The following is an 11399-nucleotide window of genomic DNA, read 5'->3' on the forward strand; positions in this document are numbered from 1 at the left end:
AAAATCTAAACAAACTATTACCCCAAAGAACCTTTAAAAAACTACAAGCAAAATAGCCCGAAAGATTAATAAATACTAGGAACTTTTCTATAAAAATTTAAAACAATACAAGAGAAAAAAAAGAAAAACGATTAGACTAAAAATAAATGAATGAAAAAAAAATCATTATTTTGGTAAGAAATCAAATTAGAAGAAATCAAATTCAATCAATAAAGTTAGCATTTTGTGAAATCTTAAAAGCAAAAACAATACAAATTTCAAGAAACACAACATAACTAAGTAGAAAACGATCTGGACAAAAACAGCTTTTCAATGGACATTTTAGTATTTATTAGACTCACATATTTACGAATAACCTTAGCAAACCAGTCTATTTACTTATAAATCAAACCTTAAAAGCAATCCTACTTTTACCAAAAGACAATACCTATAAACAACCATCAAAACCATACTAATTAAATTAAGATGTTTGCGACAATTGTTATTTAGCTTTAAGCATTAAACTTCACCTTCTACTATACCTTTATCATTGGATACATAAATTACTAACTTACAAATGACTAAATTCTAAACAAATATTCCGATACTACTACCTCATTAGTAGGCAATTATAGAATATAGTTTCACCAAAATTATTTAATATTTTGTATGGATTAAAATCATAAATAAACCAGTCACCACTTAAGAATAAATAAACAACAAAAAACCCACTCGATTGAGTGGGTTTTGTGGTACCTCCAGGGTTCGAACCAGGGACACATGGATTTTCAGTCCATTGCTCTACCAACTGAGCTAAGGTACCGTGCTTATTGCGAGTGCAAATATAAGATGTTTTTTGGTTTATCCAAGTTTGTTTTGATTTTATGTAAAAAAAAATAGTTCAAAAAAAATTAAAACAAAAAACCCACTAATTTCTTAGTGGGTTTTGTGGTACCTCCAGGGTTCGAACCAGGGACACATGGATTTTCAGTCCATTGCTCTACCAACTGAGCTAAGGTACCGTGCTTATTGCGAGTGCAAATATAAGGTGTTTTTTCGTTTCAACAATACATTTTTTTAAAAAAATGTATTCGTATCTTCGCATAATCAAAATTTAAAATATGATTCTTACCATTGACGTAGGCAATACCCGAATTAAAGCAGCTGTTTTTGAAGTAGATACTATTTTAGAGGTATTTGTTTTCGATAAAAAAGAACTTAAAAAAAAAATTACTTTCATTTTAAAAAAGTACGAAAAATGCGACTACTTAGTCGTTTCCTCAGTTACAGAAATAGAAAAACAATCATTTTTAATTTTCGAAAATGAGATAAAAGTACATTTTGTATCTCATAACGATCAATTTCCTTTTATCAATTCGTACGAAACGCCAAAGACATTAGGGATTGACCGCATGGTACTTGCTTCGGGAGCCGTTTTGAAATATCCTAAACAAAATAGATTAATTATAGACGCAGGCACCTGCATTACTTATGATTACATAAACGACCAAGATCACTATCTAGGAGGCGCCATAAGTCCCGGAATACAACTGAGATACAAAGCCCTACACGAATATACTTCCAAATTACCTTCACTAGAATTAAGTGAACCAAACTCATACATTGGCTCCTCTACTACATCATCGATTCATTCTGGAGTAGTAAATGGACTGGTCTATGAAATAAAGGGTTTCATAGAGGAATATAGCCAGAATAACTTAAACTTTATAATAATTTTAACGGGTGGAGATACAGTTTTTTTGGCTAAACGATTAAAAAATACCATATTTGCCAATTCAAATTTCCTTTTAGAGAGTTTGAATCAAACTTTTCAATATAAAATCAAAAATGATTAAAAAAATAGTAATCAGTCTTTGCTTGCTTTTAGGAGTACTATCATATGCTCAAGAAGGTTCTTCATCTCCTTATTCCTTTTACGGAATAGGCGATGTTCGTTTTAAAGGTACTACTGAAACCCGTTCTATGGGTGGTGTTGCAGTTGAACAAGACAGTATTCATATCAACTTGCAAAACCCAGCGAGTTTTCCAAACTTGAAACTTACTTCTTTTACAGTTGGTGGAACCTACAATACCACAACAATGAAGACAGATGCTTTAAGCGAAAAAGCAAGAAGAACGACAATAGATTATATGGCTCTAGGTTTACCACTAGGAAAACTTGGAATTGGATTTGGTATCATCCCCTACTCTTCTGTTGGTTACAATTTGAGAACCGTTTCTGGTGATAACTCTGAAATTACTTCTACAGCAACTAGTTCAGGTGGTTTAAACAAGGTTTTTCTTGGGGCAGGATACAAAATCACACCAAAATTTAGTATTGGTGTAGATGCTAATTACAACTTCGGAGTGATTAACATCATCAATTCACAATTAAACAGCAACATCCAATCAGGAACAAGCGAAACGAATACATCCAATTTGTCTGGGATAAATTTTAATGTGGGTTCAATGTATCAAACAAAAATCACTAAAAAATTAAGTATATTCAGCAGTGTAAATTATACATTGGCTAATAGCTTAAAATCAAAGAATACACGTTCCATACAAAGTCCATTAGACACACAAACAATAGATCAACCAGACCAAACGATTACGTTTTCATCAAAACTTAGCTTAAGTGCAGGTATTGGAGAAGTAAGAAAGTGGCTAATTGGCGGACGAGTTGTAATGCAAGGCGCTTCAGATATCTCCAACAGTTACAATGTTTCACCAGATGTAACCTACGGTAGAGCAGGAAGTATTAGTCTTGGAGGATATTACATTCCAGATTTCGGTTCATTTTCAAATTACGCAAAACGCATCGTTTACAGAGCTGGACTTAAATACGAAAGAACGGGCTTAATCATAAGAACAGAAGCGATTGACAACGTAGGATTAACGATGGGATTAGGCTTACCTATCTCCGGAACATTTTCAAACATGAATATCGGATTTGAAATTGGCAAAAAAGGAACTACATCCTCAGGGCTTGTTCAAGAAAACTATGCGAATATCAGCATTGGATTGTCATTAAATGACAAATGGTTTGAAAAACGTAAATTTAATTAAGAATATCATTCCATTATTTTAGCACTATCTTTGCGCTATGACTTTTGAAAAGAAAAATAGACTGGTTTATATTGTCACGGCTATAGCTGTGACATTCTTTTTTGGGTGCGAGAGCAATTTCAAGGAAGTTCAAAAAATAAATTTCTCAGAATTTATACCCGGTGGAGATGCAGACAATGTAAATTTAAAATATACAGACTCCGGCCTAATCAAAGTTGTTTTACTGAGCCCAAAAATGTTAGATTACTCTAATATAAGCTTTCCATTTACAGAATTTCCAAAAGGAATTGACGTAACACTGTATGACAAAAAAGCCAAAACAACTAAAGTAACATCAAATTATGCTATTTCATATAGTCAAACAGGTATAATTGATTTGCAAGGAAAGGTGAGAATTATTTCGCAAGATGGCCAAAAACTAGAGACCGAACAGCTCTTTTATGACCAAAAAAACGAATGGTTTTACACCGAAAAAAGATTTAAATTCACTGACCTAAAAGGAGTTTCGAATGGACAAGGAATCGATTTTAGCAAAGATTTCAAAGTAATCCATTCGCAAAAAATATCCGGAGAAGTTGATTCAAAGGAATAAAAGAGTATAATTACCTAAATAACATATTAGTTAAAAATGAATTATTTAAAATACACACAATACGTTTACTTAGTTTTTGCAATCTACTTTATTTACGATGGCATAATAAAATGGACTGAGGAAGGAGCAAATCCATTGATGCAATTTTTTATTGCTGGAATGGCTATCTTCATGTTTTTCTTTAGAAGAAAATTTGCTAAAAAAACTAGTGGTCAAAATCGTAAATCCTAAATCATGGAAATTAGTATTATAATATTGTGTTTAATACTAAGTGCTTTTTTTTCAGGGATGGAGATTGCATTTATTTCTTCGAATAAGATATACCTTGAAATTGAGAAGAAACAAGATAACTTTCTATCAAAAATCCTAACAAAACTTACAGAAAAACCATCTAAATTTATCGCTGCAATGTTGATTGGCAACAATATCGCATTGGTTATTTATGGGTTTTTTATGGGAGATTTATTAATGAAGTGGATCAGTACTTTTGATTTCTTATTATCAAATCTAACGAATCTACTAACCCAAACTATCTTATCTACTTTGATTGTTTTGATAACAGCTGAGTTTTTTCCTAAAGTTTTTTTTCAAATCTACGCCAATTCACTTATTAAGTTTTTTGCTATCCCAGCCTATTTTTTCTACCAATTATTCTACTTTGTTTCCACTTTTTTTATCTGGGTTTCCGATTTCATTCTTAAGAAATTTTTCCGAACCGAAGGAGATCAAATACAAATGTTCTTTAGTAAAGTAGAGCTAGGAGACTATATCACAGAACAAATGAGCTCAGTAGAAGATAATGACGAAGTAGATTCTGAAATACAAATGTTCCAAAATGCCTTAGATTTTTCTAGTGTAAAGGCTAGAGACATCATGAGTCCCCGTACAGAAATAGAAGCTATTGATTTATTTGATACTATAAAGCAGCTCAAAGAATTATTTATAGAAACAGGTTACTCAAAAATTTTGGTCTATCAAAATTCATTAGATGATATTGTGGGCTATGTACACTCTTTCGACCTATTTAAAAAACCAAAAAATATCAAATCGATTGTCATTCCAGTAGAATTTGTTCCAGAAACAATTTACATCAAAGACGTAATGAACCTACTAACTAAAAAAAGGAAAAGCGTAGCAGTTGTAATTGATGAATACGGAGGAACTTCTGGAATAATTACCATTGAAGATATTGTAGAAGAACTCTTTGGAGAAATTGAAGATGAACATGATTCGAATGAAGAATTGATTGAGCAAGTTCTTGAAGAAGGTGGTTTTTTGTTTTCAACTCGATTTGATGTTGAATATCTAAATCAAACCTATAAATTAAATATTCCGGAGAGCGATTCATACGGAACACTAGGAGGCTATATTCTTGATTTCATAAATGATATTCCACAAAAAGGAGAAATCATCATTATTGGAGATTATCATTTTGTGATTGAAGAGGCTACAAATAAAAAAATTGAATTGGTAAAAATGACTATAAAAGAATAATTTGTTTTATTCTAGCATTTTTTTTCTAAAATAAAAGGATACAATTGTAAATATTAATCATATAATTGTATTTTCGCAACCTGAATATAAAATTAACAACAATAGAAATGGCAGTTTTATCAAAAATTAGACAACGTTCCGCTTTAATGATTGCAGTTATTGCATTGGCTTTATTTGCATTTATCATTGGAGATTTATTCAAAAGCGGTAGCTTCAATAGTACTTCTAAAGATGTAGGAAGCATCAATGGGAAAGATATTTCATTTGAAGACTTTAGAATAAAAGTAAGTAATGTTGAAAAAAGTGGTCAAGGAATCACATCTACAGCTGCAGCAAGTAGAGTTTGGGATGAAGAAGTATCAATCGCTTTGTTAACTTATGAATTTGAAAAACTAGGACTAAGAGTTGGTGAACAACACCTACTTGAAGTATTAAAAGCAGATCCTAACATTGGTCAAAACCCTCAGTTCTTAAATGCTGCTGGTATTTTTGACTTGGCTAAATTTAAAGATTTTTTCAAATCTAATCCTGAATTAGCGGCAAGCTTAAAAGAAAGAGAACAAAGCGCAGATTTAAATGCTAAATTTCAAATTTATTCTACTTTAATTAAAGCCGGAACTTACACGACAAAAAGTGAAGGAAAACTTAAATATGAAATGGAAGCAGACAAAGTGAGTTTCGCTTATGTTGCTGGATTATTTTCAACAATTAAAGACAGTGATGTTAAAGTTTCTGATGCTGAGATCACTGATTACATGAATAAAAACAAGAAGAGATTCAAATCTGACGAAACTCGCGAAATAGAATATGTATTAATTCCAGACAAGCCTTCAGCTGAAGATGTTTCTGAAATTAAAGCAAAAATTACTGCATTATTATCTGGAAGTGTAGTATACAACCAGGCTACTGGTAAAAACGATACATTAGCAAGTTTTAAAAATGCTAAGAATATTGCTGAGTTTGTAAACTCAAATTCTGATGTACCTTACGATTCTACTTATATTGCAAAAAATCGTTTACCAGCAATTGATGCTGACAAACTATACAATATGGCTCCAGGAGAAATTTATGGACCGTATGTAAATGGAGATTATTACAGCATCTCTAAGTCTTTGGGTAAAAAGTTGGGTGTAAATGCAAAAGCAAGTCATATCTTAATTAGTTTTGAAGGAACACAAGTTCCAAACCAAAAAGAAAAAAGAACAAAAGACCAAGCTCGTGCCAAAGCAGAAAGTATATTTGCACAAGTAAATGCTAACCCAGAAACTTTCTTAATGTTGGCTTATACAAGTTCTGATGATTCATCTGCGCAACAAGGTGGTGATCTAGGCTATTTTGGACCAAATCAAATGGTAAAACCATTTAATGATTTCGTTTTCAATAATGGTGTTGGTAAAATAGGATTGGTAGAAACTGACTTTGGTTTCCATATCATTAAAATTACAGACAAACAAGATGGAGTTCGCTTAGCTACTATCTCTCAAAAAATTCAACCTTCCGAAGCAACTTCTGATAAAGTATTTACAGAAGCAACTAAATTTGAAATGGGCGCTGCTGATAAAGACTTTAATCAAATAGCAAAAAGTATGAATCTTACAGTAAATCCAGCTGTTGCTGTTACTGCCATGGAAGAAAACTTTGGTTCATTGGGTAACCAAAGAGCAATTGTGAGATGGGCATTTGAAAATGACACTAAAGTAAATTCAATCAAACGTTTTGAAATAGCTAATGCAGGACACGTAATCGCTCGTTTGAAATCAATTGATGATTCAGGATTGGTTGCTTTAAGTCAAGCAAAACCATATGTTGAAGGAATCTTAAAAAATAAGAAAAAGACAGAAATGATCAAAGTTAAAATGGCTGGAAGTTCTCTTGAAACAATTGCAAAAGCAGTTAGTACAACAGTGCAGCAAGCAACAGATTTAACTTTGGATAATCCAACACTTGAAAACGCAGGCGCAGAACCAAGAGTCGTAGGAACAGCATTCGCTTTAACAGCAAACAAGATTTCTGCTCCTATTGAAGCCAATACAGGTGTATATGTCGTAAAAAACATTAAAACAGTAAAAGCTATCACTATTAAAGATTACGCTCCTTATGTAGCTAAATTGAAAGCACAGTCTGGAAATGATGCTAGCAGAGTATTACCTGCATTGAAAGATGTAGCAGAAATAAAAGATAATAGAAAACAATTTAATTTCTAAATCTTACTTAGTAATTATTTAATTCAAAAAAAATCCGATGCTTATGGCATCGGATTTTTTTTGTTCTCTATTAATAGTTAATTGTATGAGAGCACTAATTATTAACCCTTTATTGCATAAGCGTTGTTAAACATCAATTCTTTCTCAAGCATTTAACAGCTACATACTTAACCAAGAATACACAAGGAATTCAGCTCTAAGTTGCTTTATGCTTCATTTCTACAACTTTTAAGAACAAATACATTACGAATACAAAAAAGGCACTATTGTTTTAAAATATTTCCTAGTAACCTTTTAGCTTAAAATTAAATCATCATATTCAAAAATAATAGTATATCCTTTTTCAACGAAATAGGCAGTTGGGTTTTCAGTAGAAGTAACCATTATAAAATCACCTCCCCAAGCTCCAAGACTTTTTATCGATCCGTTGAAATCATTAAAAAGTAATTCTTTGACAGTAGTAGTTTCTAATATGAGGCTCATTTGTGACTCATGCGTAACAAGTGCTTTAGAGAATTGGGCAATCGTTGAGGATTGGATTACCTCTTCTGTGAGTTGATTGACATTTTGGATATTTGTGGATAGACCTTTATTTTTGTTAATTTTGTAATTCGTAATAGCTGTTTTACTACTTTGTTTTTTATTGAGATAGACAAAGAAAATATGGTTTGTAAAAGAAGGCTGAAAAACAATCTGTTGTATGATTGGTTTCCCATTTTTCAATCGATAGGTAATTGGACTATTGTATTGAGCACATGCTACATCGTAACCGCTACCTCCAAAACTAGTATTTAGTAATTCAAAAGCATCAATCTTTAGCCATTGAGCAATATTATTGATTAATGTAGAAGACGTCCCTAGTCCCCACTCTCTAGCGAAGGTGAGTTTGGTTTGTATATTGTATCCTTTATTTTGTTGAATAAATGTAGGGTTTACTAAATATGCTTGATACAAAATACGAATTAAAGTTGTCTTTACAGTTTCTATGTCAGTTATTGCATAATTGACAATTTCAAAAAATGAAATACGATCTTCAAACCATATACTTCCGTCAGAATCATAGCTTGTCCATTGCACTTCTTGATTTTGGCCTTCAGAAATAATTAAACTTTGCCCCAATTGTGTAGGCAATGCAAATGCATTAGCACCATCCAAGACTAAATATTCACCTGTGATTAAAAGTTTTCCGTTGCTGTAATAAGTTGTAGTCTCCATTTTCATTGAAGTATTTTTGTTACGATTCGTTAATACAAATGAATTAGAATAGCAGTTTATACAAAGGTGTTCTAATAAAGTTTGATGTAGCATTTGTACCTAACAGGATGATTAGTATTATTTTTTATCGAAATAAAAGCAATTTAGATTTTACACTAATTAATTATTTTCTGAAGTTCTCAACAAAATTAACAACACCACTATGCGAAACTGTATGATGTTTGAAATATTTACGAACCGCGTGTCGCTCTGTATCTGTAGCTTCTAGTTGGTTGAGTATGTTATTCAAATGCATTTTCATATGTCCTTCTTGTATTCCAGAAGTAGTCAACGAGCGTAAGGCACCAAAATTCTGAGCCAATCCTGCGACAGCTACAAATTGCATCAACTCTTGTGCTGATGGTTTTTCGAGCATTTCCAAAGATAGTTTTACCAAAGGGTGCAAGCTAGTCAAGCCTCCAACGGTTCCCAAAGCTAACGGAACTTCGAGCCAAAAGGTAAATATTCCGTTTTCTATCTTTGCATGTGACAAACTAGAGTATTGCCCAGATCGTGATGCATACGCATGGATACCTGCTTCGACAGCACGGAAATCATTTCCTGTAGCGATGATAACGGCATCAATTCCGTTCATGATACCTTTATTGTGTGTTACTGCTCGATAGGGTTCTACTTCGGCAATTTGAACTGCTTGAACAAAACGTTCTGCAAATGCAGTAGGATTCGGAATATGTTTTTCTTCCAATGCTTCCACAGGGCACGATACCTCGGCGCGTACAATGCAATTGGGCACGTAGTTGGACAAAATGCTCATCACAACTTGTATGTTTTTTTCTTCCTCGGTAAACAACGTGTACTTTAACGCTTCCTTTTTTAAGGTGTTTGCAAATTGCTCCAAACAGGAATTAATAAAGTTAGCGCCCATGCTGTCTTTAGTTTCAAAAGTAGCGTGAAGCTGAAAGTAATTTGGAATCAAATTGGTTTTGTCTTTCAATTCGATATTCAAAATACCACCGCCACGTTTTTGCATATTGGCCGTGATGCTTTGGGTTTCGCTAAAAAAGGAGCTTTTTGCCTGCGCAAAAAACAATTCTAGCTTGGAGATATCCCCTTTGTAGATAAAGTGGACTTGCCCTATTTTCTCAGTATTTAGCACTGTTGCTTTAAAACCGCCACGAGTTGACCAAAATTTGGCTGCTTTTGATGCTGCTGCTACAACAGAGCTTTCTTCAATCGCCATCGGGATAGTACTGTATTTTCCGTTGATCAAAAAGTTGGGTGCTACTCCTAGAGGAATGTAGAAATTGGTGATGGTGTTTTCTATAAATTCGTCATGAAGTTTTTGAATTTTCTCATCAGTATTCCAATATTGCTTCAATAGTGCTTTGGCTTCATCGGGTGTTGAGAAATATTCTTTGGCAATCCAATTTATTTTTTCTTCTTTAGATAATTTTGAAAATCCAGTAATAGTATGGTTCATTTTTTTTTACTTAAAGAACAAAGATACTTTTTTTGTGTTTGAGTCTTCAGGGATGTTACTTAGTTTTTATAATAAAAAAACAGGTATATAAAAGTTATACAATTGATTGAAACAAATACGATTTTTACTTTAAAACATCCATAGCCTCAAGTGCTAACATTCCACTATTTACTTCTCACAAAATAATTAAATATGCTTTACGACACCCTTTGACACAACAATCCAAAACTCCCGTTTAACATTAAGTTTATCTTCTCCAACACATGAAGATGATTTCAATATTATTTGTCTTTATTATTAATTCCACGAACAAATGCAGTACTTATTATGTAAGATTTTGCTAATGTATCTACAGATAAAATTAGTTGGTTTGCAAACACGGAATAGTTTTAACAAAAATTCAGCTAATTGTTGCGAAAAAATCACTAAAATTGGTCTCTTTTAAGTTTTTAAATATTTTATATGAGTTCGAATCGATTTTTGTTGTTATTATTATTTGCAGTGACGGGCATTTTTGCCCAACAGAAACTGACAGTTGAGACGCTTTATGATGGTAGTTTTCGCCCTCAAGGAATGGCAGAACTACAAGCCTTAAAAAAAACCAATCAATATACAGTCCTTAATTATGATGAAGGAACCGGAAGCATCCAGATTGATTTGTATGATTTTGCTAGCTTGAAAAAGACAGCAACATTATTTGATACCAAATCATACAGCCGCTTGCCAATGGTGCAGAGCTATAGTTTTGATGCCTCTGAAAATTTAATTTTGATGGCATGTAACAAAGAGTCAATCTACAGACATTCGTTTACAGCGGATTACTACGTATATGATATTGCCAAAAAGCAATTGCAAAAAGTGGGAGACAAAGCTATTCAAGAACCTACATTTTCTCCAGATGGGAAAAAAGTAGCATTTGTTCAGGATAACAACCTATATGTTTATGATTTGGCAACAAAAGCAACAACTGCTATCACCACAGACGGAAAGAAAAACGAAATCATAAACGGAATTACAGACTGGGTTTACGAAGAAGAATTTGCCTTTGTACGTGCCTTTGACTGGAGCACCGATAGTAAAAATATAGCTTTTATTCGATTTGACGAAAGCAAGGTTCCTGAATTCTCGATGAGTATTTTTGGTACTAGTTTGTATCCTACAATTGAGAAAATCAAATATCCAAAAGCAGGAGAGAGCAATTCTGTTGTATCCTTGCATTTGTATAATGTATCTTCAAAAAGTAGCAAAAATGTAGATTTGTCACAGTATAAAGATTTTTTGAGGTAAGCAGTTAAATTCATATCTTTAAAGTATTGAAAAACATAGAAATAATGGAAATTTTTAAAGGTCAAAATCTCATAGAGTT

General features: G+C 32.7%; 9 protein-coding genes and 2 tRNA genes. 7 read left to right on the top strand and 4 right to left on the bottom strand.

All coding sequences use genetic code 11. From position 1 onward, the window contains the following. Window positions 1-729: 729 nt before the first annotated feature. A tRNA-Phe gene (locus M2326_RS04705) sits at window positions 730-802 on the bottom strand. Between the two features lie 126 nt (window positions 803-928). Further along, window positions 929-1001 (bottom strand) — tRNA-Phe (locus M2326_RS04710). A 99-nt stretch (window positions 1002-1100) separates the two neighbouring features. Here M2326_RS04710 and M2326_RS04715 point away from each other — a divergent pair. The 6 genes from M2326_RS04715 to M2326_RS04740 all read left to right on the top strand — a co-directional run bounded on the left by M2326_RS04715 (window position 1101) and on the right by M2326_RS04740 (window position 7338). After that, window positions 1101-1835, top strand: coding sequence for a type III pantothenate kinase (locus M2326_RS04715; protein ID WP_264618400.1), 735 nt, complete (start codon window positions 1101-1103; stop codon window positions 1833-1835). Next, window positions 1828-3048 (top strand): porin family protein, encoded by a 1221-nt coding sequence (locus tag M2326_RS04720; protein ID WP_264618401.1) that lies wholly within the window; start codon window positions 1828-1830, stop codon window positions 3046-3048. Before M2326_RS04715 ends, M2326_RS04720 begins: the two co-directional genes overlap by 8 nt. Before the next feature lie 37 nt (window positions 3049-3085). After that, entirely contained in the window at window positions 3086-3640 is a 555-nt protein-coding gene (lptC, locus tag M2326_RS04725; protein WP_264618402.1) for an LPS export ABC transporter periplasmic protein LptC, read from the top strand. 36 nt (window positions 3641-3676) lie between these two features. Further along, a complete protein-coding gene (locus M2326_RS04730; RefSeq protein WP_264618403.1) occupies window positions 3677-3871 on the top strand; it encodes a hypothetical protein in 195 nt (64 codons plus the stop codon). A 3-nt stretch (window positions 3872-3874) separates the two neighbouring features. Further along, complete coding sequence (locus M2326_RS04735) at window positions 3875-5134, top strand: hemolysin family protein (RefSeq protein WP_264618404.1); 1260 nt, start codon at window positions 3875-3877, stop codon at window positions 5132-5134. A 107-nt stretch (window positions 5135-5241) separates the two neighbouring features. Next, a complete protein-coding gene (locus tag M2326_RS04740) occupies window positions 5242-7338 on the top strand; it encodes a peptidylprolyl isomerase (protein ID WP_264618405.1) in 2097 nt (698 codons plus the stop codon). 294 nt (window positions 7339-7632) lie between these two features. Here the strand turns inward: M2326_RS04740 and M2326_RS04745 are convergent, their stop codons facing one another. Next, the gene (locus M2326_RS04745) at window positions 7633-8559 is read right to left on the bottom strand and encodes a GYDIA family GHMP kinase (RefSeq protein WP_319800821.1); all 927 of its coding nucleotides are present in this window, start codon (window positions 8557-8559) and stop codon (window positions 7633-7635) included. A 157-nt stretch (window positions 8560-8716) separates the two neighbouring features. Beyond that, window positions 8717-10033 (bottom strand): hydroxymethylglutaryl-CoA reductase, degradative, encoded by a 1317-nt coding sequence (locus M2326_RS04750; RefSeq protein WP_264618406.1) that lies wholly within the window; start codon window positions 10031-10033, stop codon window positions 8717-8719. 462 nt (window positions 10034-10495) lie between these two features. On the opposite strand from M2326_RS04750, the gene M2326_RS04755 reads away from it, so the two are divergent. Next, window positions 10496-11320: a DPP IV N-terminal domain-containing protein gene (locus M2326_RS04755; RefSeq protein ID WP_264618407.1), complete on the top strand. Its 825-nt coding sequence runs from the start codon at window positions 10496-10498 to the stop codon at window positions 11318-11320. The last annotated feature ends 79 nt before the right edge of the window (window positions 11321-11399 follow it).

Origin of the sequence: Flavobacterium psychraerolatum (assembly GCF_025960985.1) — a bacterium.
Taxonomy (GTDB): domain Bacteria; phylum Bacteroidota; class Bacteroidia; order Flavobacteriales; family Flavobacteriaceae; genus Flavobacterium.

Bases quoted from the DNA above. Each gene is read 5' to 3' on its own strand.
- M2326_RS04715 (WP_264618400.1), top strand. From the start codon at position 1,101: ATGATTCTTACCATTGACGTAGGCAATACCCGAATTAAAGCAGCTGTT.
- M2326_RS04720 (WP_264618401.1), top strand. From the start codon at position 1,828: ATGATTAAAAAAATAGTAATCAGTCTTTGCTTGCTTTTAGGAGTACTA.
- lptC (WP_264618402.1), top strand. From the start codon at position 3,086: ATGACTTTTGAAAAGAAAAATAGACTGGTTTATATTGTCACGGCTATA.
- M2326_RS04730 (WP_264618403.1), top strand. From the start codon at position 3,677: ATGAATTATTTAAAATACACACAATACGTTTACTTAGTTTTTGCAATC.
- M2326_RS04735 (WP_264618404.1), top strand. From the start codon at position 3,875: ATGGAAATTAGTATTATAATATTGTGTTTAATACTAAGTGCTTTTTTT.
- M2326_RS04740 (WP_264618405.1), top strand. From the start codon at position 5,242: ATGGCAGTTTTATCAAAAATTAGACAACGTTCCGCTTTAATGATTGCA.
- M2326_RS04745 (WP_319800821.1), bottom strand. From the start codon at position 8,559: ATGAAAATGGAGACTACAACTTATTACAGCAACGGAAAACTTTTAATC.
- M2326_RS04750 (WP_264618406.1), bottom strand. From the start codon at position 10,033: ATGAACCATACTATTACTGGATTTTCAAAATTATCTAAAGAAGAAAAA.
- M2326_RS04755 (WP_264618407.1), top strand. From the start codon at position 10,496: ATGAGTTCGAATCGATTTTTGTTGTTATTATTATTTGCAGTGACGGGC.